A 26319-nucleotide genomic window follows, 5' to 3' on the forward strand; every position below is an offset into this window, starting at 1 on the left:
AGCTTAAAACAGCAGCGATGACGAGGTGTCGAACGCCGCGCGACGGCGTTTTTCTGCGCTCATCTGCTCAAGCTTGTCACGATCCACGCAGACCAGCGCATGCGTCGGGCAGGCCTCCATACAGGCCGGGCCGGCTTCGCGGTGATAGCAAAGATCGCATTTATTGGCTTCGGCTTTCTCTGCCCGCACGCTCAGCCCCATGCCGCTGTTGCGCACCACCGGACGGACAACCACCTCCATCGCGCCATACGGACAGGCCACCACGCAGGTTTTGCAGCCGATGCAGCGCTCCTGCATCACGTGCACAAAGCCCTTCTCGCGCTTAATCGCCCCGTTCGGGCAGACGTTCGCGCACGGCGCATCTTCGCACTGGCGACAGATGGCGGCGGTGGAAATATTCACACCTTTAATGACGTGAATGCGCGGCAGGAAGGTATCGGGAGTGAGAGAGGCGCAATCCTGCTCCGCCTGATGGGAAACCACGCACGCCACTTCACAGGTACGGCAACCAATGCACTTGCTGGCATCGGCCATAATAAAACGGTTCATCTGCTTCTCCGGCATAACTGTTATGCGCGAAGCTATTCATAAACCGTGCCAATATTTAACGTACTGATTTTTAAGAATAATAAAAACGCAGCGTTTCTGTCATCGTCATTAGTGACGATGACAGATGTCGACGTCAGCGGTGCGGGCCATCGGTAACGGAGTCGCGCAGGACAAGCTCGCCAGAAAAGGTTTGCTGATATTTGAACTCTCCGCCGTCGAGCATGAAAATCAGGCGACTGACGATCTCCTGGATCATCGCCGTCACCGGAATACGCACGCTGGAGAGCGACGGCACGATGTAGGGCGCAATCGCCACGTCGTCAAAGCCGATGACGGACACCGCGTCCGGGGTGTCGACGCCGCTGTCGTGCAGCTGCTTGATGGCGCCGATCGCCATATCGTCGTTGCTCGCCACCAGCGCGGTAAACGGTTCGCCGCGGGAGAGGAGTTGAGTGACCGCCGCCGCGCCGCTGGCCGGGTTCCACTTCCCTTCGGCGATAAGCGCGTCACGCGCTGCAATACCGTGCTGCGCCAGCGCATCCCTGTAACCGGAAAGACGCTCAACCCCGGTGGGGGAATCCAGCGAGCCGGTGATAAAGGCAATCTCCCGGTGCCCTTTCGCAATCAGCTGCGACACCGCGTCCTGACACGAGGCTTTATGATCGGACCAGACGCTGTGGCTGCTGTTTTTCCGCAGGCGGCGGTTAAGCACCATAATCGGCTGCTCGCATTTCTCGACGAGCTCGTCCAGCTCTTCCACGCTCAGGAAACGCGGGTAGATAATTACCGCATCGCAGCGCATATCCAGCAGATACTGGATCGCCTCGCGCTCTTCTTCGGCGCTGTGCTTGCCGTCGGCGAGGATCAGCTGCCGCCCTTTTTCTTCCGTCATCCGCGCGGCGTTAAACAGCAGCTCGCTAAAGTAGACGCCGTGATACAGGGTGTTGGTCACTACCAGCCCAAGCGTCTGGGTGCGTTTGGTCGCCAGGTTTCGCGCCAGCAAGTTCGGGCGATAGCCGCTCTCTTCAATGGCCTGAAAAACCCGGTCTTTGGTCTCCTGGCTAACGTAGCCGTTGCCCGACAACACCCGGGAAACCGTCGCTTTCGACACGCCTGCCCGCTTCGCCACTTCCAGCATCGTGGTCATATTGTTCTTCCATCCGAAACTCATGCGGGCAGTGTACTGCACCGCGAAAAAATTGTCGCAGCGACGACGTCACGCTTTCTATACCCCACTGCGATCTTCATCACGAAAAGAAAAAATGTCCAAAAAACGGTCTTGTTTCAACAAAAGAAACTCATGATGATTATGTGGAACCGGTTTCCTACATTTCACACAACGATAACAGGAACAGATCCGATGGCCAAAAACTACGCTGCGCTGGCAAACAACGTTATCAGCGCGCTGGGCGGCAAAGAGAACATCGTCGCCGTCACCCACTGCATGACGCGCCTGCGTTTCGTTCTGAAAGACGAAAATCTTACCGACGTTGCGCGCCTGAAAAGCATCAGCGGCGTGCTTGGCGTGGTGCGTAACGACAACCAGTGCCAGGTGATTATTGGCAACACGGTTTCACAGGCGTACCGCGAAGTAGTGAGCCTGCTGCCCGTTGACCTGCAGCCCGTGGTACCGGAAGGCCCGCAGAAGCTGACGTTACGCCGCATTGGCGCCGGGATCCTCGACGCGCTGATCGGCACCATGTCGCCGCTGATCCCGGCGATCATCGGAGGCTCGATGGTCAAGCTGCTGGCGATGATCCTCGAAATGACTGGCGTGCTGGAAAAAGGCGCGCCGACGCTCACCATTTTGACGGTCATTGGCGACGGGGCGTTCTTCTTCCTGCCGCTGATGGTGGCGGCCTCGGCGGCGGTGAAGTTTAAAACCAACATGTCGCTGGCGATTGCCATCGCGGGCGTGCTGGTGCACCCGAGCTTTATTGAGCTGATGGCGAAAGCCGCGCAGGGGGAGCACGTTGAGTTCGCCTTTATTCCGGTGACGGCGGTGAAATACACCTATACCGTCATCCCGGCGCTGGTGATGACCTGGTGCCTGTCGTATATCGAAAGCTGGGTGGATCGCATCACCCCGGCGGTGACCAAAAACTTCCTCAAGCCGATGCTGATCGTGCTGATTGCCGCCCCGCTCGCCATCGTGCTGATTGGCCCGCTGGGGATCTGGATCGGTAGCGCCATCTCCGCGCTGGTTTACACCATTCACGGCTACCTGGGCTGGCTCTCCGTCGCCATCATGGGCGCGCTATGGCCGCTGCTGGTGATGACCGGGATGCACCGCGTGTTTACGCCGACCATCATTCAGACCATTGCCGAAACGGGCAAAGAAGGAATGGTGATGCCGTCAGAAATCGGCGCCAACCTGTCGCTCGGCGGCTCGTCGCTGGCGGTGGCGTGGAAAACGAAAAACCCGGAACTGCGCCAGACGGCGCTGGCCGCGGCGGCCTCCGCCATCATGGCGGGGATCTCTGAACCGGCCCTGTACGGCGTAGCGGTACGCCTGAAGCGTCCGCTGATTGCGAGCCTGATCAGCGGCTTTATCTGCGGCGCGGTGGCGGGTATGGCAGGCCTTGCCAGCCACTCGATGGCGGCGCCAGGGCTGTTTACCAGCGTGCAGTTCTTCGACCCGGCCAACCCGATGACCATCGTCTGGGTGTTTGGCGTAATGGGGCTGGCCGTGGTGCTGTCATTTGTTCTGACCCTGCTGTTAGGGTTTGAGGATATCCCGGTCGAAGACGAGGCTGAAAAAGCGCGCGCCCTGCAGACCGCACCGGTACAGAACAACGCAGCAAAAGCATAAATTGAAAGCGAGGTAAGAATGTCTGTTTTTCCACAAGGATTTTTATGGGGCGGCGCGCTTGCCGCCAACCAGAGTGAAGGTGCTTACCGTGAAGGCGGCAAAGGACTGACGACGGTCGATATGATCCCCCACGGCGCGAACCGCCTGGCGGTGAAGCTGGGTAAGGAAAAGCGTTTTTCGCTGCGTGACGATGAGTTTTACCCGAGCCATGAAGCGATTGATTTTTACCATCGCTATAAAGAGGACATCGCCCTGATGGCGGAGATGGGCTTTACGGTGTTCCGCACCTCGATTGCCTGGAGCCGCCTCTACCCGAACGGCGACGAGCCGCTGCCGAATAAAGAGGGCATCGCCTTCTACCGGGCGGTGTTTGAAGAGTGTAAAAAGTACAACATTGAGCCGCTAGTAACGCTCTGCCACTTCGACGTGCCGATGCACCTGGTGACGGAGTACGGCTCCTGGCGCAACCGTAAGATGGTCGATTTCTTCGCCCGCTACGCCCGCACCTGCTTCGAGGAATTTAACGGGCTGGTGAAATACTGGCTGACCTTCAACGAAATCAACATCATGCTGCACAGCCCGTTCTCCGGCGCGGGGCTGGTGTTTGAGGAAGGTGAAAACGAGGATCAGGTGAAATACCAGGCCGCGCACCACGAGCTGGTGGCGAGCGCGCTGGCGACCAAAATCGCTCACGAGGTGAACCCGGAAAACCAGGTCGGCTGCATGCTGGCGGGCGGAAATTTCTACCCGTACTCCTGCAAACCGGAAGACGTGTGGATGGCGCTGGAGAAAGACCGCGAGAACCTGTTCTTTATCGACGTGCAGGCGCGCGGCAGCTATCCGGCCTACTCCGCCCGCGTGTTCCGCGAGAAAGGCGTCGTGATTGTGAAAGACCCAGGCGATGACGAACTGCTGAAAAATACCGTCGACTTTGTCTCGTTCAGCTATTACGCCTCGCGCTGCGCGTCGGCGGACATGAACGCGGGCAACACCAGCGCGGCAAACATCGTGAAGTCCCTGCGTAACCCGCATATTCAGGTAAGCGAGTGGGGCTGGGGCATCGATCCGCTCGGCCTGCGTATCACCATGAACATGATGTACGACCGCTACCAGAAGCCGCTGTTCCTGGTGGAAAACGGCCTTGGCGCGAAGGACGTCATTTATGAAAATGGCGAGATCAACGACGACTACCGCATCAGCTACCTGCGCGAGCATATCCGCGCGATGGGCGATGCGATTGAGGACGGCGTGCCGCTGATGGGCTACACCACCTGGGGCTGCATCGACCTGGTGTCGGCCTCAACGGGGGAGATGAGCAAGCGCTACGGGTTTGTGTACGTTGACCGCGATGATGCCGGGAACGGCACGCTGGACCGCAAGCGCAAGAAGTCGTTCTGGTGGTATAAGAAGGTGATTGCGAGTAACGGGGCAGATCTGGAGTAGCCTGTTGCCCGGTGGCGCTGCGCTTACCAGGCCTACGGTTTTGTAGGCCGGGTAAGGCGTAGCCGCCACCCGGCACTGCTCAGAGCGGAGAAAACCCTCCATCCCCAACCCACCCCGCCAGCCGCGAATAAACCTCTTCCACCGCATCTTTCACCGGCGGCGTCATCGGGTAATAAAACCCGACAATGTCCGGCTGGATCCCCAAAAACAGCACCTCGTCCACGTCGTCTTTAATCTGATCGACCAGGTAGTTCAGCGGCATATTGTGGGTGGTCATCATAAACATCTCGGCGATGTCGTCCGGATCAATCAGGCGGATTTCGCCCGGGTTCAGCCCCATATCGGTGGCATCGACGATTAGCAGCCTTTCCGGGTGCAGCTCGCGAATGGCGACCACATCGTTTTCCGGCGCGCTGCCGCCGTCAATCACCACCCAGTCGCCCTGCGGTTTTGCGGCGCACATCTCCGCCAGCAGCGGGCCCGCGCCGTCGTCGCCCATCATGCTGTTGCCGACACACAGTAAAACGTCAGTCACGTAATCTCCTCACCATCAGGTAGATGGCGCTCTCCTGATGAATATCATGCAGCATGCCGAGCAGCGTTTTGCTCCACGCCTGCTGCGCCGGGGTTTGCCTGCCGAGCGCCGCGTCAAAGGCGTTAGCGAGCATCGTGATATGGTTGGCGTCGATGACGATCTCGCCATACTTCGGCACGCCCTCCATCTTGCGCCGCGCGGTGCTGCCCTCCTCCAGCGTGGCGATCCACGCCAGGTATTCCGTCCACGGGCAGGTTAGCGCCGCCTCCAGACAGTCGATCACCCCGAGGTGGTGCCCAATCGCCAGGCTGTAATAGACCACCTGCTGCGCCGCATCCGGCGTGGCATCGTTCTCATCAATAAACTTACGGCTCAGCTGGCTGAACACCACCGTTTCACTCATCGGATACGCGCCTCATCCACAATGCTGTTCAGGTTTGCCACGATCTCATTGAGACGCGGATCGTTTTCCGCTTCCAGCCAGCGCGCCACCTGATGGTCGCCCTGGCTCAGCAGGCGCAGGTAATCGTCGGCAATCTGACGCCCGTAGCGATAGCCCGCCAGCCTGCGCGCCGTGCGGTCCACCTTCACGCGCAGCGGCTGCACCATGTCCGGATGCAGAATGGCCGCGGGCTGGTTGTCGATCTCGCCAGGTGCGCGGGCGTGGATCTTCTGCTCCAGCAGGCCGAGCGCCATCGCAAAGCCGTACAGCGTGGCGGCAGGCGTCGGCGGGCAGCCCGGAATATAGACATCCACCGGCACGATTTTGTCGGTGCCGCCCCAGACGCAGTAAAGATCGTGGAAGATGCCGCCGCTGTTGCCGCAGGCGCCGTAGGAGATACAGATTTTCGGATCCGGCGCGGACTGCCAGGCGCGCAGCGCGGGCGATCGCATGGCGCGGGTCACCGCCCCGGTAAACAGCAGAATGTCCGCATGACGCGGGGACGGTACCACTTTGATGCCGAAGCGCTCGGCGTCAAACAGCGGCGACAGGGTGGCGAAGATCTCGATCTCACAGCCGTTGCAGCCGCCGCAGTCCACGCGGTAGACGTAGGCCGAGCGTTTGATTTTTTTCAGTAGCGACGCCTTCATGCTGGCGATGGACTCCTCCACCGTCAGCGGCACCGGAATGCCGTTATCGTCGCGCGGGCCGAGTAAGTTTTCCATCAGCTGGCCTCTCTCATATGGCGGGTAATATCAATGCGGTCGGACGGCAGCAGGCACTTCTGACGTTTGCACTCCGGGCAGGTTTCGAAACTTTCGCGGTGATGCTCCGCGCGGACGTCGCCGTTGTGCTGCAGCAGCGCGATGGCGTAGTCGATCTCTTTTTGCACGGCGAACGGACGCTTGCAGACGCGGCAATTGCACAGCGCGAAGCGCGACTGCTGGAGAAAATCCTCTTTTTTCCACACCGCCAGTTCGTACTCCTGGGAAAGTCGAATGGCGACCGTCGGGCAGACCTCCTCGCAGCGGCCGCAGAAGATGCAGCGCCCGAGGTTAAACTGCCAGGCCAGCTCGCCGGTTTTAAGATCCGTTTCCACCGTTAAGGCGTTCGACGGGCAGGCGTTGACGCAGGCCGCGCAGCCGATGCACTGCTGCGGGTTGTGCTCCGGCTTGCCGCGAAAGTTTTTATCCACCGGGATCGGCTCCAGCGGATAGCTGCTGGTCTGCGCGCCGGTTTTGATTACTTTTTTGATAAAGGTAAACATGGCGTGTCCTTATTTCAGCGGCGAGTTCTTGCGCTCGATGCTGTAGCGCTCAAGCTCTTTGTACGGCACTACCTGGCTTTTCTTCTTGCGCACGTCCACCACCGTCATGCGGTCAGTGCAGGAGTAGCACGGATCGAGGCTGCCGATGATCAGCGGCGCGTCAGAGACCGTGTTACCGCGCAGCATATAGCGCAGGGTAGGCCAGTTGGCGTAGGTCGCCGCGCGACAGCGCCAGCGGTAGAGCTTCTGATTGTCGCCGGTCATGCTCCAGTGGATATCATCCCCTCGCGGCGCTTCGGCAAAGCCGAGGGCAAAGCGGTTTGGAATGTAGGTGAAGCCCTCCACCATCAGCGGACCGCCCGGCAGGTTGTCCAGGCCGAAGTCAATCATGTTCAGGGCGGTGTAGACCTCGTTGATACGCACCTTGAGGCGAGAAATAACGTCGCAGCCCTGTTCGCTGTGCACGGTCATCGGCAGCAGGCCGTAGCCGACGAACGGGTGATCGGCGCGGGTGTCGCGGGCGTGGCCGCTGGCGCGCACCATCGGGCCGACATTGCTGAAGTCGCGGGCAATTTCCGGATCGAGGCGACCAATCCCGACGGTGCGCTGCTCGATGTTTGGCGTGCTGAGCAGCATGTCCACCAGCTCCTGCACGTCCCGGCGCATCTGCTGCGCCAGCTGGCGGGTCTTGATCATGTCGTCTTTCAGCAGGTCGCGGCGGATCCCGCCGATCAGGTTCAGGCCGTAGGTTTTACGCGCCCCGGTGAGGATCTCCGCCATCTTCATCGACGCTTCGCGCACGCGGAAGAACTGCATAAACCCGGAGTCAAAGCCGACGAAGTGGCAGGCCAGGCCGAGGTTCAGCAGGTGTGAGTGCAGGCGCTCCACCTCCAGCAGAATGGCGCGGATCATCTGCGCGCGCTCCGGCACCACGATCCCCATGCCGTTCTCCACCGAGGTGGTGTAGGCGGTACTGTGGGCGAAGCCGCAGATGCCGCACACGCGGTCTGAGAGGAACGTGACCTCGTTGTAGCCCATGCGGGTTTCCGCCAGCTTCTCCATGCCGCGGTGGACGTAGAACAGACGGTAGTCGGCGTCGATGATATTTTCGCCGTCGACGAACAGGCGGAAGTGGCCCGGTTCGTCGGAGGTGACGTGCAGCGGGCCGATCGGCACCACGTTGTTCTTCTTGCTGCCCAGCTCGTTGATGAACTCGTAGGTTTCGCTGTCGGTGGTCGGGGCCGGACGCTGGCGGTAATCCATGCTGTCCTTGCGCAGCGGATAGAGTTCATCCGGCCAGTCGTCCGGCAGCACCAGACGACGCTCGTCCGGCAGGCCGACCGGCACCAGGCCGTACATGTCGCGCACCTCGCGCTCACCCCAGACGGCGGCAGGAACGCGCGGCGTCACGGACGGGTATTCCGGCTTATTCGGGTCGACTTCGACGCGCACGGTGAGCCAGCACTTCTCGCCCTGCTCCATCGACATCACGTAGTACACCGCGTAGTTACCGCACAGCTGGCGCTCGTCGTTACCGAACAGCACCGACAGCCAGCCGCCCTGCCGGTAGTAAAGAAACTCCACCACTTCCGGCAGGTAGTTCACCTTCACGGTAATGGTGATCTGATCTTTGGTTTGCCAGGACTCCTCCAGCACCACGCCGGGGAAAGCCTGATGCAACGCGGCGAGATACTGCTGACCTTTCTTTTCTTCAGACATAAACACTCTCTTTAATCACGCCACCAGCAAGGAGACGAACGCTAAAAATGCAAAACCAAAACCGGCCCAGGTGATGCGCGAGGTTGCCGCAAAACGCAGGCGTGCCATGCTGTTTTCAAACAGGGCGATGACCAGCACGCCGACCAGCAGCTTGAGGGCGGCCACCACCACGGCCAGCAGCAGGCCGCCTGCAGAGAAGTGCGTCATCTGCCCCCACGGGAAGAAAACGCCAACAAACATCTGCAACACCACCAATTGCTTAAGGCTGATGCCCCACTTCAGCACCGCGAAGCCGTAGCCGCTGTACTCGGTAAGCGGCCCTTCCTGCAGCTCCTGCTCCGCTTCCGCGAGATCGAACGGCAGCTTGCCCATCTCAATAAACGTGGCGAACGCGCAGGCGCAGAGTGCCAGCACGAGCGGGATGGAGCGGGCCACCGGCCAGTGGTAAACGGTGTCGGTGATAAAACTGATGTGGGTCGAACCTGCAACCTGCGCGGCCACCCACAGCCCCAGCAGCAGGATTGGCTCAACCAGTACCCCGAGCATCGCCTCGCGGCTGGCGCCGATGCCGGTAAACGGGCTGCCGGTGTCCAGGCCCGCAATCGCAAAGAAGAAGCGCGCGATGGCGAAGAGGTAGATGAGCGTAATCAGATCGCCGAGCACCGGCAGCGGCGAGCCTACCGTGACCACCGGCAGCGCGGTGGCGATGGTGAGCATCACGCCGACCATCACGAACGGCGTCAGGCGGAACACCCAGCCCGCAGCATCCGGCGCGACGCTCTGGCGAGAGAGCAGCTTGATGAGATCGCGGTACTCCTGGAGCACGCCGGGCCCGCGACGGTTGTGCATTCGGGCACGCGCCACGCGCGTGATGCCCGACAGCAGCGGCGCGGCGGCGAACAGCACCAGCGCCTGAAGAATTGCCAGTAACAGACTCATGTCAGGCTCCTCGTGAAATCACAATCACCACCAGCACCGCCAGCTCGATCAGCGCCAGTCGGCGGAACAGCACGGGCACGGCAGCACTCTGCCAGCCCGGCACCCAGCCCTGCGGGTTAAGCCACTGGCGCAGCTTCAGCACGGCGGCGAAGTTCTCCTTCACCGGCATGGCAAATCCGTGGGCGGTGATAACCATTGACGGCTCGTGTTCATAACCGCAGGCCCACGCCGCGCCGCGAGAGCGGGAGGCGAGACGGTCGCGTCTGAAGAACAGCATTAGCACGAACGGCAGGAGCGGCCCGGCGATCAGCAGCAGCGCCATCATCGGCTGGGAGACAACGGTATGCGCCGTCGCCAGCGGCAGCGGAACGGCGTGGCCCAGCAGCGGCAGCAGCCACGGCGCGGCAACCCCGCCCGCAATGCAGCACAGCGCCAGCGCGACCACGCTGGTGGCCATCAGTACCGGGGCGCAGCAGGCGTTTTCCGCTTCACGGGTACGCGGCGCGCCGAGGAAGGTGACGCCGTAGACCTTCGCCATGCACATCACCGCCAGCGCCCCGGTAATCGCCAGGCCCACCGCCAGCAGCGGGCCGAGCAGCCGCGCGATAAACGCGTCGCTCTGGCCGAGCGCGAAGAAGGACTGATAGATCACCCACTCCCCGGCAAAGCCGTTCAGCGGCGGCAGCGCGGCCATCGCCATCAGCCCCACCAGCATGGCGAGTGAAATCATCGGCATCTTTTTGCCAATCCCACCGAGCTTTTCGATATCGCGGTGCCCGGTGCGGAACCAGACGCTGCCCGCGCCGAGGAACAGGGTACTTTTGAACAGGCTATGGTTGACGAGGTGATACAGACCGCCGATAAACCCGGCGGCAATCAGCGCCGGCTGGTTGAGCGCCAGCCCGGTGACGCCCGCGCCCATGCCGAGCAGGATGATGCCGATGTTTTCCAGGGTGTGATAGGCCAGCAGACGCTGGATGTTGTGCTCCATCAGGGCGTACAGGCCGCCGACAAAGGCGGTGATCATCCCCGCAATCAGCAGCGCTACCCCCCACCACAGCGGCGGCTGACCGCCCGTCAGGGTAATCGTCAGGATACCGAACAGACCGACCTTCATTACCACCGTCGAAAACAGCGCGGCGGCGGGCGCAGAGGCATTCGCGTGCGCCTGCGGGACCCAACCGTGCAGCGGGATAATCCCGGCCAGCAGGCCAAAGCCGACTGCGCCCAGCAGCCAGACGTCGTTCCCCAGCGGCTGGCCGTTAAGCGCGGCAAAGTCCAGGGTGCCGAAACGCTGCCACACCAGCCAGCAGGCCAGCGCCAGCAGCAGCGTGCCGAGGCGTCCGAGCGCAAACCACAGCTTGCCGGAGGCGCTGCAGCCGGTCAGGAACACGCCACACAGCGCCATGATCTCCGCCATCACCACCAGCGCGCCAAGGTTGCTGGCGATAACCGTGCAAACCGCGGCGGCCATCAGCAGATTGACCAGCAGGCCGTTGGCTTTGGTCTGCTGATGGCGGTGCCAATCGATATTGAACAGGCTGATAAACAGCCCGCACAGGCCAAAGGTCACCAGCCAGATGGCGTTCAGCGGTGTAATCGCCACGGTATGGCGAATCAGCGGCATGAGTGTTTCCACAGATTGTCCGCCGAGCAGGACGACACCGCCCGCCGCCAGCGTCATCAGGCTGCCGACTGCCCCGCCGATACCGGCTATCCAGCCGCTCAGGGTTTTATGGAAAGAGAACACCAGCGCCAGCACGGCGGCGGCGGCAAAGTACGCCACGGCGCTGTTAATCATAAATATCGCGTTCATTTCGCCCCCTCGTTAAGCGCCTGCAGAAGCGAAAGATCGCCGACGTCGGTATTAATGGTCAGCTCGCGCTTGCGCCTGCTGGTGCGGGCGATATCGCGGATGTTAACCAGGATCAGCGCTTTGGTCGGGCAGGTCCGCACGCAGGCCGGGCCCTGTTCGTCAAAGCTGCACAGGTCGCACTTCACCGCAATAGCGCGGATGCCGGGCACCCAGTCCAGCAGCGTGCTCACGCGTGCCGGAGCCGGTGGCGCAGGCGGCGCTTTCGGGGTATTGGCGTTCGCCGGGATATGCAGCGGGCGGCTGCCGGAGAATTCAATGGCACCGAACGGGCAGGCGATGCCGCACAGCTTGCAGCTCACGCACAGGCTTTCGTTCAGCTGGACCGCGCCATCGACGCGGGTGATGGCATTGACGGGACAGACGCCCGCGCAAGGGGCATCTTCACAGTGGTGGCAGAGCTGCGGGGCAGACTCTTTCTCATTACGCATGACGCGCAGGCGCGGCATGGACTGCAGCCCGTGCAGGCGGTGCGTTTCCGAACACGCCGCCTCACAGGTCCGACAGCCAATACAGACCGTCGAGTCAGCAATTACAAAACGGTTCACCGGGCAATCCTCTGGTGATGGTCATTTTTGACGACGAAAAACTGTCTCATCGACACTTTTCGACATTCGGTTATCAGGCAAGATTTGCGGGGGCCTTTCCCACGACGAGCTGTTTGAGGTCGACCGGCAAGTCGTGCTCAACCGCAGCGTAGAGACCGTTGTAAACCGGCGCGATTTTCTCCAGATAGTGCTCAAGCACCTGCTGGCGATCGCGGTTGCTGACGTAGCCGTCGACCATGCCGTCGGCCATCAGCTGCGCCTGCGCAATACGTTGTTTTTCACCCTCTTTATTCTCAACGTAGTACTCGATGGTGTGGCTGTTAAAGCTGTCTGCCAGGGTCACAAAGACCGTGAAATGACCGAACAGGACAAAGCGCATATCCCCCTGCGCCGCACAGCTCATCGCATGATGCAGTCGGGCTTTTGACAGGGTGATCCCCTGAACCAGAGAGTTACAGTAGAGGTGCCACTGATCCTGAAGCTGCTGGTGGCGCTGCGCGATGTAATCCGCTTTTTCGCTAATTTCCCAAATAGTCATAGAAGGTATCCGGTTAATGGAGATAGCGGCTGTTAAGCAGATTCCGTGCCAGTTTTTAATTTGTTGATTTGAATGATTTTTATCAAAAAAGACACTGTCAACGCCGCCGTGTCGACGTGTCATTTCGACAGCGCTGACATCGTCACGCCGTAACGCAAATCAAGCTGGCACCGTTATTGCATTTACTGGCGCAAATCATTGAGGAGGCGTCATGCACGAAATCACCCTCTGCCAGCGGGCTCTGGAACTTATCGAACAGCAGGCAGTGCAAAACCATGCGAAGCGCGTCACCGGCGTCTGGCTGAAGGTCGGGGCGTTTTCCTGCGTCGAGACCAGCGCCCTGAACTTTTGTTTTGAGCTGGTGTGCCGCGGCACGCTGGCGGAAGGCTGCGCGCTGCATATCGACGAGCAGCAGGCGGAGTGCTGGTGTGAGCAGTGCCAGCAGTACGTCACCCTGCTCTCATCAAAGGTTCAGCGCTGCCCGCAGTGTCAGAGCACGGATCTTCGCATCGTGGCGGATGACGGTATGCAGATCCAACGCCTCGAAATTGAGAAGGAGTAATGTATGTGTAGCACCTGCGGTTGCGCCGAAGGCAACCTGTATATAGAAGGGGATGAACACCGTCCCCACTCCGCGTTTCGCTCCGCGCCCTTTTCCCCTGCCCCGCGTCCTGCGGCGGCCCTGACCGGCATCACCTTTGCGCCGCAGCGTTCCGACGCGGGCGATCTGCATTACGGCCACGGCGAAGCGGGCACCCACGCGCCGGGCATAAGCCAGCGCCAGATGCTGGAGGTGGAGATCGACGTGCTGGACAAAAATAACCAGATCGCCGCCCGCAACCGTGCCCGCTTTGCCGCGCGTCAACTGCTGGTGCTGAACCTGGTCTCCAGCCCCGGCTCCGGCAAAACCACGCTGCTGACCGAAACGCTCAAGCGCCTGAACGAACGCGTCTCCTGCGCGGTTATCGAAGGCGATCAGCAAACCGTTAACGACGCGGCGCGCATCCGCGAAACCGGGACGCCCGCCATTCAGGTTAACACCGGCAAGGGCTGCCACCTGGATGCGCAGATGATTGCCGACGCCGCCCCTCGCCTGCCGCTGGCGGATAACGGCATCCTGTTTATCGAAAACGTCGGCAACCTGGTATGCCCGGCAAGCTTCGACCTCGGCGAACGGCATAAAGTGGCGGTGCTTTCCGTGACCGAAGGGGAGGACAAGCCGCTGAAGTACCCGCACATGTTCGCCGCCGCCTCCCTCATGCTGCTGAACAAAGTCGATCTGCTGCCGTACCTGAACTTCGACGTGGATAAGTGCCTTGCCTGTGCCCGCGAGGTGAACCCGGACATTCACATCCTGCTGGTTTCCGCCACGCGCGGCGACGGCATGGCCGCCTGGCTGGACTGGCTGGAGAGCGAACGATGTGCATAGGCGTACCGGGACAAATCCATTCCCTCGACGGCAATCAGGCCAAAGTGGAGGTTTGCGGCATCCTGCGCGACGTCGACCTGACGCTGGTGGGCTGCACGGATGAGACGGGCGCGTCGCGCCTCGGCCAGTGGGTGCTGGTCCACGTGGGGTTTGCGATGAGCGTGATTAACGAAGCGGAAGCCCGCGACACGCTGGACGCGCTGCAAAACATGTTTGACGTGGAGCCGGACGTGGGCGCGCTCCTGTACGGCGAGGAGCGCTAGCCTATGCGTTACGTTGATGAATACCGCGCGCCAGAACAGGTGATGCAGCTTATCGGACATCTGAAAACGCGCGCGGCTCTGCTGGACTACACGAACGAAAGGCCGCTGCGGATCATGGAGGTGTGCGGCGGGCACACGCACGCCATCTTCAAGTTTGGCCTCGACCAGCTGCTGCCGGAGAACATCGAGTTTATTCACGGCCCCGGCTGCCCGGTGTGCGTTTTGCCGATGGGGCGTATCGACAGCTGCATCGAAATTGCCGGCCAGTCCAACGTCATTTTCTGCACCTTTGGCGACGCGATGCGCGTGCCGGGGAAAAACGGCTCGCTGCTGCAGGCGAAGGCACGCGGCGCGGACGTGCGGATCGTTTACTCGCCGATGGATGCCCTGACGCTGGCAGAGGCTAACCCTGAGCGCAAGGTCGTCTTTTTCGGGCTGGGTTTTGAAACCACCATGCCCGCTACGGCCATCACGCTGCAGCAGGCGAAAGCGCGCAACGTCACTAACTTTTTCTTTTTCTGCCAGCATATTACGCTCATTCCCACGCTGCGCAGCCTGCTCGAAGAGCCGGACAACGGCATCGATGCGTTTCTGGCGCCGGGCCACGTCAGCATGGTAATTGGCACAGACGCCTACGGTTTTATCGCTGAGCAGTACAATCGTCCGTTAGTGGTAGCTGGTTTCGAACCGCTTGATCTACTGCAAGGCGTAGCCATGCTGGTTGAGCAGAAAATAGCGTCCCTGAGCGCGGTCGAAAACCAGTACCGCCGCGTGGTGCCCGATGCGGGAAATGAACGGGCACAGCAGGCGATAGCCGACGTGTTTAGCGTTGAGGGCGACAGCGAGTGGCGCGGGCTGGGGCTGATTGCGGAATCCGGCGTGCGACTGACGCCTGCCTATCGCGAATTTGATGCCGAAGCGCACTTCCGCCCTCAGCCGCAGCAGGTGTGCGACGATCCCCGGTCCCGCTGCGGCGAGGTGCTTACCGGCAAATGCAAACCTCATCACTGCCCGCTATTTGGCAACACCTGTAACCCGCAAACCGCGTTTGGCGCGCTGATGGTCTCCTCTGAAGGGGCATGCGCCGCGTGGTATCAGTATCGCAACCAGGAGTGTGAAGCATGAACACGGTGGAAATGGCGCACGGAAGCGGTGGACAGGCGATGCAGCAGCTGATTAACCGGCTGTTCATGGAGGCCTTTAATAACCCCTGGCTCGCCGAGCAGGAGGATCAGGCGCGCATCGCGCTCTCAACCCTCACCGCACACGGCGACCGGCTGGCGTTCTCCACCGACAGCTACGTGATTGACCCGCTATTCTTCCCGGGCGGCGATATTGGCAAGCTCGCCGTCTGCGGTACGGCCAACGACGTGGCCGTCAGCGGCGCCATTCCGCGCTACCTCTCGTGCGGATTTATCCTCGAAGAAGGATTACCGATGGAGACGCTTGCGGCAGTGGTCAACAGCATGGCGCACACCGCCCGCGAGGCGGGGATTGCTATCGTCACCGGGGATACCAAAGTGGTCCAGCGCGGCGCGGCCGATAAGCTCTTCATCAACACCGCCGGCATGGGGGCGATCCCTGCCGACATTCACTGGGGCGCGCAGCGGCTTTCGGTGGGCGACGTGCTGATTGTCAGCGGAACGCTGGGCTGCCACGGGGCAACCATCCTGAACCTGCGCGAAGGCCTGGGGCTGGACGGCGAGCTTCGCAGCGACTGCGCGGTGCTCACCCCGCTTATCCAGACGCTGCGCGACATGCCGGGCGTCAAAGCCCTGCGCGACGCCACCCGGGGCGGGGTGAATGCCGTTGTCCACGAGTTCGCCGCAAGCAGCGGGTGCGGGATTGAACTGAGCGAGCGCGACCTGCCCGTTAAGCCTGCCGTGCGGGGGCTGTGTGAGCTTTTAGGGCTTGACCCGCTAAACTTTGCCAACGAGGGCAAGCTGGCGATCGGCGTGGAACGTTCGGCGGCGGAAGCCGTACTTGAACAGCTGAGAGCGCATCCCTTAGGGAAAGACGCGGCCATCATTGGCGACGTGGTTGAGCGCAAAGGGGTGCGCCTGGCCGGGCTTTACGGCGTGAAGCGCACGCTGGATCTGCCGCACGCTGAGCCGTTACCCCGAATTTGCTAGAACCGCGCCATAAGCGGTCAGCAGTGAAGTCTCTTTTTTGCCAGTTTCTATTGGAAAGCAATAATGCCGTATACACCGATGAGCGATCTTGGACAGCAGGGCCTGTTTGACATCACGCGCACACTTTTACAACAGCCCGATCTCGGCGCGCTGAGCGATGCCCTGACACGGCTGGTCAGGCAATCAGCGCTGGCGGACAGCGCGGCGATTGTGCTCTGGCATAGCGGAACGCACCGCGCGAGCTACTATTCCACGCGCGAGAATGGCAAAACGTTTCAATACGAAGACGAAACGTACCTCGCGCACGGCCCGGTGCGCCGCATTCTCTCCCGGCCTGAAGTGCTGCACTGCAATTTTGAAGAGTTTCGGATGGCATGGCCGCGGCTGGCAGAGAGCAATCTCTATCAGCCTTTCGGTCATTACGGCATGCTGCCGCTGGCGGCGGAGGGCCATATTTTTGGCGGCTGCGAGTTTATCCGCAATACCGACCAGCCCTGGAGCGAGGCGGAGTACGAGCGGCTGCACACCTTTGCCCAGATTGTGGCCGTCGTCGCGGAGCAGATCCAAAGCCGCGTCACCAATAACGTGGATTACGACCTGCTGAGCCGCGAGCGCGATAACTTCCGCATTCTGGTCGCCATCACCAACGCCGTACTCTCAAGACTCGACATGGACGAGCTGGTCAGCGAAGTCGCCAAGGAGATCCACCACTATTTCAGGATCGACGCCATCAGCATCGCGCTACGCGGGAACCGCAAAGGCAAGCTGAACATCTACTCCACCCACTATCTTGATGAGGCCAACCCAGCGCACGAGCAGAGCGAGGTGGACGAAGCGGGCACCCTTTCTGAGCGGGTATTTAAAAGCAAAGAGATCCTGCTGCTGAATCTCAGCGAGCAGGACCCGGTGGCGCCGTACGAGCGGATGCTGTTTAACACCTGGGGCAACAAAATTCAGACCCTGTGCCTGCTGCCGCTGATGTCCGGCAGCACCATGCTTGGGGTGCTCAAACTGGCGCAGTGCGATGAAGCCGTGTTTACCACCGCCAACCTGAAGCTGCTGCGCCAGATCGCCGAGCGTATTTCCATCGCGCTGGATAACGCCCTCGCCTATCAGGAGATCCACCGCCTGAAAGAGCGGCTGGTGGACGAAAACCTGGCCCTGACCGAACAGCTCAACAACGTGGACAGCGAGTTTGGCGAAATCATCGGGCGCAGCGATGCCATGTACAGCGTGCTTAAGCAGGTGGAGATGGTGGCCCAGAGCGACAGCACGGTGCTGATCCTCGGTGAAACCGGCACCGGTAAAGAGCTGATAGCGCGCGCCATTCATAACCTGAGCAACCGCAACAGCCGGCGGATGGTGAAGATGAACTGCGCGGCGATGCCCGCGGGTCTGCTGGAAAGCGACCTCTTCGGCCACGAGCGCGGCGCGTTTACCGGGGCCAGCAGCCAGCGGCTGGGCCGTTTCGAACTGGCGGATAAAAGCTCCTTGTTCCTCGACGAAGTGGGCGATATGCCGCTGGAGCTGCAGCCCAAGCTGCTGCGCGTTTTGCAGGAGCAGGAGTTTGAGCGCCTCGGCAGCAACAAGCTTATCCAGACCGACGTGCGGCTGATTGCCGCCACCAACCGCGACCTGAAAAAGATGGTCGCTGACCGCGAGTTTCGCAGCGATCTCTACTATCGCCTGAACGTCTTTCCGATCTGCCTGCCGCCGCTGCGCGAGCGCCCGGAAGATATTCCGCTGCTGGTGAAGGCCTTTACCGCGAAGATTGCCCGCCGGATGGGGAGGAATATCGACAGTATTCCTGCCGAAACGCTACGTACCCTCTCGTCGATGGAGTGGCCCGGCAACGTGCGCGAGCTTGAAAACGTCATTGAACGCGCGGTACTGCTGACGCGCGGGAACGTCCTTCAGCTCTCTTTGCCTGAAGTCTCCCTTCAGGAAGCCCCCACGCTTTCGGCAGAAGTCGCGCAGGAAGGCGAAGATGAATATCAGCTGATATTGCGCGTACTGAAAGAGACCAACGGCGTGGTAGCCGGACCGAAGGGCGCAGCTCAGCGGCTGGGGCTGAAACGCACTACCCTGCTCTCTCGCATGAAGCGTCTGGGAATCGATAAAGAGAGCCTGCTTTAACCCGTCATTCCGGCGCCGCTTATGGCGCCGCTTTTCGTCACCCTGCGCAATTGTCCCTCATTGACACAATATATTTTCCTCTGTATAAAATTCCGCCTTAATAATGCGTTTCATTTGCATCAAAAATAATATTAATGAAGGGTAGCGTTTCATGAAGAAGGTCATCTGCGCGTTAGGCCTGGCGATTGCGTCGGTCAGTTCTGCTCTGGCAACCACATATCCTCTGACGATTGAAAACTGTGGCTATAAAGAGACATTCACTAAAGCGCCGGAACGCGTCGTGGCCCTCGGTCAGAACACCGTGGAAATTTTGCTCCTGCTGGGGCTGGAAGATAAGGTCAAAGCCAGTGCCTTCTGGCCGACCAAAGTGCTGCCGCAACTGGCTGAGCAGAATGCAAAAATCAAAACCCTGACCGTCGAAATTCCGACTCTTGAATCCATCCTTGCGCAAAACCCCGATTTTGTTCCTGCACAGCTGCCGCTGCTGCTTGGGCCGGAAAGTAAGGTCGCAAAACGTGAAGATCTGGCTACCGTCGGCGTGAACAGCTATTTATCTCCAGGCATGTGCGCCACCAAAAAAGCGGCAGGCGATATGTACGGCAGCCGCCAGACGCTGTGGGATATGACGTACCTTTATAAAGAGATTGAAGATTTCGCGAAGATTTTCAACGTTGAAGCGCGCGGCCAGGCCGTTATCGCTGATTTCAAAAAACGTGAGGCCGACCTGCGTCAGGAATTTGGTAAAAACAAAAAAGACCTCTCCTTTGTTTTCTGGTTCTCAAGCGCCTCGCCTTCGGCAGATGCCTATGTCGGCGGGAAAAACAGCGCCTCCGGTTTTATTGCTAACGTGCTGGGTGGCCATAACGCCATTACCGCTGAGACCGAATGGCCGACCGTCGGCTGGGAAAGTATTATTGCCGCGAACCCTGATGTGATTGTCGTCTCCAGTCTGGACCGCAACCGCTGGGCGCTGGATAACGCGGATGAGAAAATCAAATTCCTGAAAAGCGATCCTGCCGTGAGCCAGCTTGATGCCGTCAAAAAAGGCCATATCGTGGTGATGGACGGTCAGGCGATGAACCCGACGATTCGTACGATTTACGGTGCTGAACAGGTGGGTGAACAGCTCAGAAAACTGGGGCTGAACTGATGACGGCAGCCGTACTTCAGGCCCGCCAGGGCCTGATCCTGACCACTTCCGCTCTGCTTGCCGTTGTCCTGCTGTTTTTAGTGATTGCTCTTGGCGTCAGCGTCGGTGAGCTGCCGATTCCGCTGTCCAACGTCTTTTACGCTATTGGTAATAAGCTGGGGCTGACCGACGTTCCGCTCAACCGCATCTATGAGAGCGTGATCTGGGACTTTCGCCTGAGTCGCGCGCTGGTGGCGGCCTGCTGCGGGGCCGGTTTAGCCATCTGCGGTGCCGTGCTGCAAAGCCTGCTGAAGAACGCGCTGGCGGAACCTTACGTGCTCGGCGTGTCGGCGGGTGCCTCAACCGGGGCGGTATCGGTCGTCGTCCTGGGCATCGGCACCGGCGCGGTATCGCTCTCTGCGGGCGCGTTTGCCGGGGCGTTCGCCGCCTTTGCGTTTGTCGCCTTTCTGACGAACGGCGCGCGCGGAGGCAATGAACGCACCATTCTGGCAGGCGTTGCTGCATCTCAGCTTTTCAACGCCATTACCGCCTACACCATCAGCACCTCCGCCAGCGCGCAGCAGGCGCGCGACGTGATGTTCTGGCTGCTGGGCAGCTTTAGCGGCGTGCGTTGGCCGGAATTCCAGCTGGCGCTGGTTGTCGTGCTGGCGGGCCTTGCCGTCTGCCTCTACTATTCCCGGGCGCTGGACGCCTTTACCTTTGGTGATGACGCGGCTGCCTCTTTAGGCATTGCCGTGCCCTGGGTGCGTCTTGCCCTGTTTACCACCACGGCCCTGATCACCGCGACCATCGTCAGCATGGCGGGCTCAATCGGCTTTGTAGGGCTGGTGGTGCCGCACGTTATGCGCTTCCTGTTCGGGCCGCTGCACCGCACGCTGCTGATTGCCAGCGCGCTGGCGGGGGCGATCCTGATGGTGCTGGCCGATATCGCCTCGCGCATGCTGATTGCGCCGCAAAGCCTGCCCGTCGGCGTGGTCACCGCGCTGGTGGGCGTACCTTTCTTTGCCGTGATTATCTACCGCTCAAGGAATAAGTGATGAGTATCTGCGCTGAAGATATTACCTGGAAGGTAGGCAAAAAAGTTATCGTCAATGGTGTCTCGCTGAAGGTTTCACGCGGCGAAACGGTGGGTTTGCTTGGTCCTAACGGCTGCGGCAAATCGTCCCTTTTGCGTATCCTGGCAGGCCTGCGTCGCCCGGATGCGGGCAGCGTGACCCTGGACGGGCAGGACATTTCCCGCATCGCCAAAAAGCAACTTGCCCGCCGGGTGGCGTTCGTTGAGCAGCACGGGATGACCGACGCCAATATGCGCGTGCGCGACGTGGTCAAACTTGGACGTATTCCGCACCACTCCCCTTTTTCTAACTGGAGCGCGCAGGATGACGACACCGTCACCGCGGCTCTGCAGCGTGTCGATATGCTGGACCGCAGCGAGCAGGGCTGGCTGAGCCTGTCCGGCGGCGAGCGTCAGCGGGTGCATATTGCCCGCGCGCTGGCGCAAACGCCAACCGAAATCCTGCTGGATGAACCGACCAACCACCTGGATATCCATCATCAGATGCAGCTGATGCAGTTGATCAGCCAATTACCCGTTACCAGTATCGTCGCCATCCACGATCTCAACCACGCTTCAATGTTCTGCGACTCGCTGATTGTGATGCAGAAAGGGCAAATTGTGGCGACCGGAACGCCGCAGGACATCTTATCCGAGTCATTGCTCTGGGATGTCTTCCGGGTCAAAACCAAAATCGAGATCTCGCCGTTTCATGGCAAAAAGCACATTCACTTTATCGTTTAGGGACGAGTGATCGACAATGACCCTTCGCCCCGCCACCACGCTCTGGCCGCCCGTTTTACTGGGTAGCCAGTTTGTTTTTAACATTGGTTTTTACGCCGTCGTTCCCTTCCTGGCGATATTTCTGCGTGACGACATGCTGCTCTCCGGCGGGCTCATCGGGCTGATCCTGGGCCTGCGCACGTTCTCGCAGCAGGGGATGTTTATCGTTGGCGGTGCGCTCTCGGACCGGTTTGGCGCGAAAGTCATCATCCTCAGCGGCTGTATAGTTCGTGTTTCAGGCTATCTGCTGCTGGCCTTCGGGGGATCGCTGTGGCCGATTATTCTGGGCGCGTGTCTGACGGGCGTCGGCGGCGCGTTATTTTCTCCCTCAATTGAGGCTCTGCTGGCGAAAGCGGGTACCCACAGCGAGGCGAAAGGGAAACGAAGCCGGGCGGAGTGGTTTGCGCTCTTTGCCGTATGCGGAGAGCTCGGCGCGGTACTGGGCCCGGTTGCTGGCGCTCTGCTAACGGGGCTTGGCTTCCGCCAGGTAGCGCTGGCGGGGGCAGGCGTCTTTATCATTGCGCTAGTGGTGCTTTACTTCTGTCTGCCTGCTGCCGGGCAACGTTCACAGAAGATAAAAATAGTGCCCTGGTGGACGACGTTCCGCCAGCCTCGCTTTGTCGCCTTTATCATTGCCTACAGCTCCTGGCTGTTAAGCTATAACCAGCTCTATCTGGCGCTGCCGGTGGAGATCCAGCGCTCCGGCGGTAACGAGAAAGATCTCGGCCCGCTTTTTATGCTGGCCTCCGTTCTGATCATTACCTTACAGCTGCCGCTGGCGCGTTTCGCCCGACGCGTGGGCGCGGTGAACATTCTTCCGGTGGGCTTTTTGCTGCTTTCCGCCGCCTTTGCGAGCGTGGCAATGTTTGCGGCAACAGAACCGCCTGAAGGCTGGCTGCGGCTTCTGCCCTCGGTCTCGTTTGTCACGCTGCTGACGCTGGGGCAGATGCTGCTGGTGCCGTCGGCAAAAGATCTCATTCCGCGTTTCGCCGATGAATCCACGCTGGGCGCGCACTATGGCGCACTCTCCACCGCCGGAGGCATTGCGGTACTGGCTGGAAACTTGTTATTTGGCAGCCTGCTGGATCGCGCGCTGGTGCCTTCAACGCAGGCGATTTATCCGTGGCTGCTGCTGGCGCTCTTTCCACTCTGCAGCGCGCTGGCCCTGAACGTGATTTGCCGCCCGCTACGAAGCTGATCGGTTCACTTTTTCGGGCGATACTTCTCCGGCAGTTCCGGCACCGGACGGCGGTCATCCATCAGATGGCGGACGGTCAGAATGGGGTGACGCCATAACATACGCGGGCCTGCCCAGCGCATAATCTGCTTCATCTCTTCACGTCTGGCAGGCTGGTAGCAGTGCACCGGGCATTGTTTACAGGCGGGCTTTTCTTCACCAAAAACGCACTTATCCAGGCGCTTATCAGCATACGCGTTGAGCGCCTGATAATGCCCCGCTTCCTGAGAAGCCTGTGGACACTGCTTTGCGTACAACGCGATCATTTTCGCGATGGTCTCTTTTTCACGTGATATGCGTTTACCGGTCATAGCGACTTACCAAATAATAAGATGCATAAATAATACACTTTAACACTGTGGATTTCAGGTGTTGCATTCCGTTTTCTGAAGCCTGATTCCACTATTAACCCTGCACCTCCTGAAAATCACTGGTATTTTATACAGGCATCAGGAATGACCGTTGTCCGTATAGTCTGGAGACCCTATGAAAGAGATCGCGATCGGCAAACCCTACCGCCATTTAAAAGTGGGATATTTCAGAAAACGTCACGAGGATCGAAAAACGAAGATACCAAAGCGATACAGCGTGCATGCGGCGCTGAGCTTAAAAGGAGACTGGCTTGAAAAGGCGGGCTTTACCACCAACTCCCAGGTCAGGGTGGGCGTTGAGCATGGAAAAATCGTCATTGAGTTAATGTCTTAAGGCGCCTCGTAAAGCCGCCACATTTTTCTGCGCCGTACCTTTTTTTCATGCGACAATAGAACGAACAAACGGCCAATGAGCCGCTCAAAACGGTTTATTTTCAAAGAAATGGACATCATAACTCCATGAGCACAATCGACAATTTCGACGCACATACGCCGATGATGCAGCAGTACCTGAAGCTGAAGGCACAGCATCCGGAAATCCTGCTGTTTTACCGCATGGGCGATTTTTACGAGCTGTTTTATGACGATGCTAAACGTGCGTCGCAGTTGCTCGACATCTCGCTAACCAAACGTGGCGCATCCGCAGGCGAGCCCATCCCGATGGCCGGTATCCCGCACCACGCGGTTGAAAACTATCTGGCCAAGCTGGTGAATCAGGGTGAGTCCGTTGCCATCTGCGAACAAATCGGCGATCCGGCAACCTCGAAAGGCCCGGTTGAGCGCAAAGTTGTGCGCATAGTCACGCCAGGCACCATCAGTGATGAAGCCCTGCTTCAGGAGCGTCAGGATAACCTGCTGGCGGCGCTGTGGCAGGACGGCAAAGGGTTTGGCTACGCCACGCTGGACATCAGCTCCGGGCGTTTTCGCCTGAGTGAGCCGGCTGACCGCGAAACGATGGCTGCCGAACTGCAGCGCACCAACCCGGCAGAGCTGCTCTACGCCGAAGACTTCGCCGAAATGGCGCTGATTGAAGGCCGTCGCGGATTGCGCCGTCGCCCGCTGTGGGAATTTGAAATTGATACCGCGCGCCAGCAGCTGAACCTGCAGTTCGGTACCCGCGATCTGATTGGCTTTGGCGTGGAAAATGCTCCGCGCGGGCTGTGTGCCGCAGGTTGCCTGCTGCAGTACGTGAAAGACACCCAGCGCACCGCCCTGCCACATATCCGCTCTATCACCATGGAGCGCCAGCAGGACAGCATCATCATGGATGCCGCCACGCGCCGTAACCTGGAGATCACCCAGAACCTGGCAGGTGGCGTTGAAAACACGCTCGCGTCGGTGCTCGACAGCACGGTGACGCCGATGGGCAGTCGCATGCTGAAGCGCTGGCTGCATATGCCGATTCGCGATACCGATACCCTTGTCTGCCGTCAGCAGACCATTGCCGCCCTGCAGGATCGCTATACCGAGCTGCAGCCGGTCCTGCGCCAGGTGGGCGATCTGGAGCGTATCCTGGCCCGTCTGGCTCTGCGCACCGCGCGACCACGCGACCTCGCGCGGATGCGTCATGCTTTCCAGCAGCTGCCGGAACTGCGTGCGCAGCTGAGCGACGTTGACAGCGCGCCGGTACAGAAACTCCGCGAAACGATGGGCGAATTCACTGAACTTCGCGAACTGCTGGAGCGCGCCATTATCGATGCGCCTCCGGTACTGGTGCGCGACGGCGGCGTGATTGCCCCAGGCTACAACGAGGAGCTGGACGAATGGCGCGCGCTGGCCGACGGCGCGACGGACTATCTCGATAAGCTGGAAATTCGCGAACGCGAGCGTCTTGGGCTCGACACGCTGAAAGTGGGATATAACGCGGTACACGGTTACTACATTCAGATCAGCCGCGGGCAAAGCCATCTGGCGCCGATTCACTACGTACGTCGTCAGACCTTGAAAAACGCCGAGCGTTACATCATTCCCGAGCTGAAAGAGTACGAGGACAAAGTACTCACCTCGAAAGGTAAAGCCCTGGCGCTGGAAAAACAGCTGTATGACGAGCTGTTCGACATGCTGATGCCGCACCTTGCTGACCTGCAGCTCAGCGCCAGCGCGCTGGCGGAGCTGGACGTGCTGGTGAACCTGGCTGAACGGGCTGAAACGCTGAACTATACCTGCCCGACCTTTACCGACAAGCCCGGCATTCGCATTACGGAAGGCCGTCACCCGGTCGTTGAGCAGGTGCTGAACGAACCGTTCATCGCCAACCCGCTGAGCCTGTCGCCGCAGAGAAGAATGCTGATCATTACCGGCCCGAACATGGGCGGTAAGAGTACCTACATGCGCCAGACGGCGCTGATTGCTTTGCTCGCGTATATCGGCAGCTACGTCCCGGCGCAAAAAGTGGAGATTGGCCCCATCGATCGTATCTTCACCCGCGTTGGGGCAGCGGACGATCTGGCGAGCGGTCGCTCAACCTTCATGGTCGAGATGACCGAAACGGCTAACATTCTGCATAACGCGACGGAGCACAGCCTGGTGCTGATGGATGAGGTAGGACGCGGAACCTCAACCTATGACGGCCTGTCTCTGGCCTGGGCCTGTGCTGAAAGCCTCGCGAATAAAATCAAGGCCATGACGCTGTTCGCCACCCACTACTTCGAGCTGACGCAGCTGCCGGAGAAAATGGAAGGCGTGGCTAACGTTCATCTTGATGCGCTTGAGCACGGCGACACCATCGCCTTTATGCACACGGTGCAGGATGGCGCGGCGAGCAAGAGCTATGGCCTGGCCGTTGCGGCGCTGGCAGGTGTACCAAAAGAGGTGATCAAGCGCGCTCGCCAGAAGCTGCGTGAACTGGAAAGTCTCTCGCCGAATGCGGCGGCGACGCAGATTGATGGCACCCAGATGTCGCTGTTGGCACCAGCTGAAGAAACGTCGCCTGCGGTGGAAGCGCTGGAGAACCTCGACCCGGATTCACTGACGCCGCGTCAGGCGCTGGAGTGGATTTACCGGTTGAAGAGTCTGGTTTAGTTTTCTGCGGTCTGTTTTGTCGGGTGGCGGCTTCGCCTTACCCGACCTACAAAACCCATAGGCCCGGTAAGCGCAGCG

General features: G+C 60.0%; 26 protein-coding genes. 14 read left to right on the forward strand and 12 right to left on the reverse strand.

Translation table 11 applies throughout. The annotated features are described in order from the left end of the window. Positions 1-3: 3 nt before the first annotated feature. A complete protein-coding gene (gene hydN, locus INF77_RS04785) occupies positions 4-549 on the reverse strand; it encodes an electron transport protein HydN (RefSeq protein ID WP_008499565.1) in 546 nt (181 codons plus the stop codon). 133 nt (positions 550-682) lie between these two features. Beyond that, positions 683-1696: a LacI family DNA-binding transcriptional regulator gene (locus tag INF77_RS04790; protein WP_193532031.1), complete on the reverse strand. Its 1014-nt coding sequence runs from the start codon at positions 1694-1696 to the stop codon at positions 683-685. A 213-nt stretch (positions 1697-1909) separates the two neighbouring features. Here INF77_RS04790 and ascF point away from each other — a divergent pair, with 213 nt between their 5' ends. Both ascF and INF77_RS04800 read left to right on the forward strand, forming a co-directional pair. Then, positions 1910-3361 (forward strand): PTS cellobiose/arbutin/salicin transporter subunit IIBC, encoded by a 1452-nt coding sequence (ascF, locus tag INF77_RS04795; protein ID WP_193532032.1) that lies wholly within the window; start codon positions 1910-1912, stop codon positions 3359-3361. An 18-nt stretch (positions 3362-3379) separates the two neighbouring features. Beyond that, positions 3380-4804: a 6-phospho-beta-glucosidase gene (locus INF77_RS04800; RefSeq protein ID WP_193532033.1), complete on the forward strand. Its 1425-nt coding sequence runs from the start codon at positions 3380-3382 to the stop codon at positions 4802-4804. 79 nt (positions 4805-4883) lie between these two features. Here the strand turns inward: INF77_RS04800 and hycI are convergent, their stop codons facing one another. From hycI to hycA, 9 genes are all read right to left on the reverse strand, one after another. Continuing rightward, positions 4884-5339 (reverse strand): hydrogenase maturation peptidase HycI, encoded by a 456-nt coding sequence (gene hycI, locus INF77_RS04805; RefSeq protein WP_193532034.1) that lies wholly within the window; start codon positions 5337-5339, stop codon positions 4884-4886. Next, positions 5332-5742, reverse strand: a complete 411-nt coding sequence (locus tag INF77_RS04810; protein WP_028014209.1) for a formate hydrogenlyase maturation HycH family protein — start codon at positions 5740-5742, stop codon at positions 5332-5334. Before INF77_RS04810 ends, hycI begins: the two co-directional genes overlap by 8 nt. After that, the gene (locus tag INF77_RS04815; RefSeq protein ID WP_028014210.1) at positions 5739-6506 is read right to left on the reverse strand and encodes an NADH-quinone oxidoreductase subunit B family protein; all 768 of its coding nucleotides are present in this window, start codon (positions 6504-6506) and stop codon (positions 5739-5741) included. Before INF77_RS04815 ends, INF77_RS04810 begins: the two co-directional genes overlap by 4 nt. Then, positions 6506-7048 carry a formate hydrogenlyase complex iron-sulfur subunit gene (locus tag INF77_RS04820; protein ID WP_063437560.1) on the reverse strand — a complete coding sequence of 181 codons (543 nt, stop codon included), beginning with the start codon at positions 7046-7048 and terminating at the stop codon, positions 6506-6508. The genes INF77_RS04815 and INF77_RS04820 overlap by 1 nt, the downstream gene beginning before the upstream one ends. Positions 7049-7057: 9 nt before the next feature. After that, complete coding sequence (gene hycE, locus INF77_RS04825) at positions 7058-8767, reverse strand: formate hydrogenlyase subunit HycE (protein WP_063451860.1); 1710 nt, start codon at positions 8765-8767, stop codon at positions 7058-7060. Between the two features lie 15 nt (positions 8768-8782). Beyond that, positions 8783-9706: a respiratory chain complex I subunit 1 family protein gene (locus INF77_RS04830; RefSeq protein WP_047367499.1), complete on the reverse strand. Its 924-nt coding sequence runs from the start codon at positions 9704-9706 to the stop codon at positions 8783-8785. Position 9707: 1 nt separating this feature from the next. After that, entirely contained in the window at positions 9708-11522 is a 1815-nt protein-coding gene (gene hycC, locus INF77_RS04835; protein WP_193532035.1) for a formate hydrogenlyase subunit 3, read from the reverse strand. Further along, positions 11519-12127, reverse strand: coding sequence for a 4Fe-4S dicluster domain-containing protein (locus tag INF77_RS04840; protein ID WP_028014215.1), 609 nt, complete (start codon positions 12125-12127; stop codon positions 11519-11521). Before INF77_RS04840 ends, hycC begins: the two co-directional genes overlap by 4 nt. Before the next feature lie 73 nt (positions 12128-12200). After that, positions 12201-12665: a formate hydrogenlyase regulator HycA gene (gene hycA, locus INF77_RS04845; protein WP_041908468.1), complete on the reverse strand. Its 465-nt coding sequence runs from the start codon at positions 12663-12665 to the stop codon at positions 12201-12203. A gap of 211 nt (positions 12666-12876) precedes the next feature. On the opposite strand from hycA, the gene hypA reads away from it, so the two are divergent. From hypA to INF77_RS04895, 10 genes are all read left to right on the forward strand, one after another. After that, positions 12877-13227, forward strand: a complete 351-nt coding sequence (hypA, locus tag INF77_RS04850) for a hydrogenase maturation nickel metallochaperone HypA (protein WP_063155082.1) — start codon at positions 12877-12879, stop codon at positions 13225-13227. A gap of 3 nt (positions 13228-13230) precedes the next feature. Further along, positions 13231-14094 carry a hydrogenase nickel incorporation protein HypB gene (hypB, locus tag INF77_RS04855; protein WP_100170787.1) on the forward strand — a complete coding sequence of 288 codons (864 nt, stop codon included), beginning with the start codon at positions 13231-13233 and terminating at the stop codon, positions 14092-14094. Beyond that, positions 14085-14357 carry a HypC/HybG/HupF family hydrogenase formation chaperone gene (locus INF77_RS04860; protein ID WP_100170788.1) on the forward strand — a complete coding sequence of 91 codons (273 nt, stop codon included), beginning with the start codon at positions 14085-14087 and terminating at the stop codon, positions 14355-14357. The genes hypB and INF77_RS04860 overlap by 10 nt, the downstream gene beginning before the upstream one ends. A 3-nt stretch (positions 14358-14360) precedes the next feature. Then, the gene (hypD, locus tag INF77_RS04865; RefSeq protein WP_100170789.1) at positions 14361-15482 is read left to right on the forward strand and encodes a hydrogenase formation protein HypD; all 1122 of its coding nucleotides are present in this window, start codon (positions 14361-14363) and stop codon (positions 15480-15482) included. Further along, positions 15479-16489: a hydrogenase expression/formation protein HypE gene (gene hypE / locus INF77_RS04870; protein ID WP_193532036.1), complete on the forward strand. Its 1011-nt coding sequence runs from the start codon at positions 15479-15481 to the stop codon at positions 16487-16489. The genes hypD and hypE overlap by 4 nt, the downstream gene beginning before the upstream one ends. 63 nt (positions 16490-16552) lie before the next feature. Further along, the gene (gene flhA / locus INF77_RS04875) at positions 16553-18625 is read left to right on the forward strand and encodes a formate hydrogenlyase transcriptional activator FlhA (protein WP_193532037.1); all 2073 of its coding nucleotides are present in this window, start codon (positions 16553-16555) and stop codon (positions 18623-18625) included. 151 nt (positions 18626-18776) lie between these two features. Then, the gene (locus tag INF77_RS04880) at positions 18777-19775 is read left to right on the forward strand and encodes an ABC transporter substrate-binding protein (RefSeq protein ID WP_028014223.1); all 999 of its coding nucleotides are present in this window, start codon (positions 18777-18779) and stop codon (positions 19773-19775) included. After that, positions 19775-20812, forward strand: coding sequence for an iron ABC transporter permease (locus INF77_RS04885; protein WP_047367491.1), 1038 nt, complete (start codon positions 19775-19777; stop codon positions 20810-20812). Before INF77_RS04880 ends, INF77_RS04885 begins: the two co-directional genes overlap by 1 nt. Further along, positions 20812-21573, forward strand: coding sequence for an ABC transporter ATP-binding protein (locus tag INF77_RS04890; protein ID WP_063437554.1), 762 nt, complete (start codon positions 20812-20814; stop codon positions 21571-21573). Before INF77_RS04885 ends, INF77_RS04890 begins: the two co-directional genes overlap by 1 nt. Positions 21574-21589: 16 nt before the next feature. Continuing rightward, complete coding sequence (locus tag INF77_RS04895; protein ID WP_088204200.1) at positions 21590-22810, forward strand: MFS transporter; 1221 nt, start codon at positions 21590-21592, stop codon at positions 22808-22810. A 5-nt stretch (positions 22811-22815) separates the two neighbouring features. Here the strand turns inward: INF77_RS04895 and INF77_RS04900 are convergent, their stop codons facing one another. Next, entirely contained in the window at positions 22816-23160 is a 345-nt protein-coding gene (locus INF77_RS04900) for a nitrous oxide-stimulated promoter family protein (RefSeq protein WP_047364429.1), read from the reverse strand. Positions 23161-23335: 175 nt separating this feature from the next. Between INF77_RS04900 and INF77_RS04905 the strand changes: the two genes are divergently transcribed. Together INF77_RS04905 and mutS are read left to right on the forward strand one after the other, a co-directional pair. After that, the gene (locus INF77_RS04905; RefSeq protein ID WP_193532038.1) at positions 23336-23554 is read left to right on the forward strand and encodes a SymE family type I addiction module toxin; all 219 of its coding nucleotides are present in this window, start codon (positions 23336-23338) and stop codon (positions 23552-23554) included. A 125-nt stretch (positions 23555-23679) separates the two neighbouring features. Further along, positions 23680-26241: a DNA mismatch repair protein MutS gene (gene mutS / locus INF77_RS04910; RefSeq protein WP_045261242.1), complete on the forward strand. Its 2562-nt coding sequence runs from the start codon at positions 23680-23682 to the stop codon at positions 26239-26241. Positions 26242-26319 lie beyond the last annotated feature (78 nt).

It is taken from the genome of Enterobacter cloacae complex sp. P1B, from assembly GCF_014982345.1.
Taxonomy (GTDB): domain Bacteria; phylum Pseudomonadota; class Gammaproteobacteria; order Enterobacterales; family Enterobacteriaceae; genus Enterobacter; species Enterobacter bugandensis.

Excerpts from the sequence above, each read along its gene's own strand:
- hypA (WP_063155082.1), top strand. The coding sequence starts at position 12,877 with ATGCACGAAATCACCCTCTGCCAGCGGGCTCTGGAACTTATCGAACAG.
- INF77_RS04800 (WP_193532033.1), top strand. The coding sequence starts at position 3,380 with ATGTCTGTTTTTCCACAAGGATTTTTATGGGGCGGCGCGCTTGCCGCC.
- INF77_RS04905 (WP_193532038.1), top strand. The coding sequence starts at position 23,336 with ATGAAAGAGATCGCGATCGGCAAACCCTACCGCCATTTAAAAGTGGGA.
- hypD (WP_100170789.1), top strand. The coding sequence starts at position 14,361 with ATGCGTTACGTTGATGAATACCGCGCGCCAGAACAGGTGATGCAGCTT.
- INF77_RS04820 (WP_063437560.1), bottom strand. The coding sequence starts at position 7,048 with ATGTTTACCTTTATCAAAAAAGTAATCAAAACCGGCGCGCAGACCAGC.
- ascF (WP_193532032.1), top strand. The coding sequence starts at position 1,910 with ATGGCCAAAAACTACGCTGCGCTGGCAAACAACGTTATCAGCGCGCTG.
- INF77_RS04815 (WP_028014210.1), bottom strand. The coding sequence starts at position 6,506 with ATGGAAAACTTACTCGGCCCGCGCGACGATAACGGCATTCCGGTGCCG.
- hypB (WP_100170787.1), top strand. The coding sequence starts at position 13,231 with ATGTGTAGCACCTGCGGTTGCGCCGAAGGCAACCTGTATATAGAAGGG.
- INF77_RS04895 (WP_088204200.1), top strand. The coding sequence starts at position 21,590 with ATGACCCTTCGCCCCGCCACCACGCTCTGGCCGCCCGTTTTACTGGGT.
- hycC (WP_193532035.1), bottom strand. The coding sequence starts at position 11,522 with ATGAACGCGATATTTATGATTAACAGCGCCGTGGCGTACTTTGCCGCC.
- INF77_RS04790 (WP_193532031.1), bottom strand. The coding sequence starts at position 1,696 with ATGACCACGATGCTGGAAGTGGCGAAGCGGGCAGGCGTGTCGAAAGCG.
- INF77_RS04885 (WP_047367491.1), top strand. The coding sequence starts at position 19,775 with ATGACGGCAGCCGTACTTCAGGCCCGCCAGGGCCTGATCCTGACCACT.
- mutS (WP_045261242.1), top strand. The coding sequence starts at position 23,680 with ATGAGCACAATCGACAATTTCGACGCACATACGCCGATGATGCAGCAG.
- hypE (WP_193532036.1), top strand. The coding sequence starts at position 15,479 with ATGAACACGGTGGAAATGGCGCACGGAAGCGGTGGACAGGCGATGCAG.
- flhA (WP_193532037.1), top strand. The coding sequence starts at position 16,553 with ATGCCGTATACACCGATGAGCGATCTTGGACAGCAGGGCCTGTTTGAC.
- hydN (WP_008499565.1), bottom strand. The coding sequence starts at position 549 with ATGAACCGTTTTATTATGGCCGATGCCAGCAAGTGCATTGGTTGCCGT.
- hycA (WP_041908468.1), bottom strand. The coding sequence starts at position 12,665 with ATGACTATTTGGGAAATTAGCGAAAAAGCGGATTACATCGCGCAGCGC.
- INF77_RS04860 (WP_100170788.1), top strand. The coding sequence starts at position 14,085 with ATGTGCATAGGCGTACCGGGACAAATCCATTCCCTCGACGGCAATCAG.
- INF77_RS04880 (WP_028014223.1), top strand. The coding sequence starts at position 18,777 with ATGAAGAAGGTCATCTGCGCGTTAGGCCTGGCGATTGCGTCGGTCAGT.
- INF77_RS04810 (WP_028014209.1), bottom strand. The coding sequence starts at position 5,742 with ATGAGTGAAACGGTGGTGTTCAGCCAGCTGAGCCGTAAGTTTATTGAT.
- INF77_RS04890 (WP_063437554.1), top strand. The coding sequence starts at position 20,812 with ATGAGTATCTGCGCTGAAGATATTACCTGGAAGGTAGGCAAAAAAGTT.
- hycE (WP_063451860.1), bottom strand. The coding sequence starts at position 8,767 with ATGTCTGAAGAAAAGAAAGGTCAGCAGTATCTCGCCGCGTTGCATCAG.
- INF77_RS04830 (WP_047367499.1), bottom strand. The coding sequence starts at position 9,706 with ATGAGTCTGTTACTGGCAATTCTTCAGGCGCTGGTGCTGTTCGCCGCC.
- INF77_RS04900 (WP_047364429.1), bottom strand. The coding sequence starts at position 23,160 with ATGACCGGTAAACGCATATCACGTGAAAAAGAGACCATCGCGAAAATG.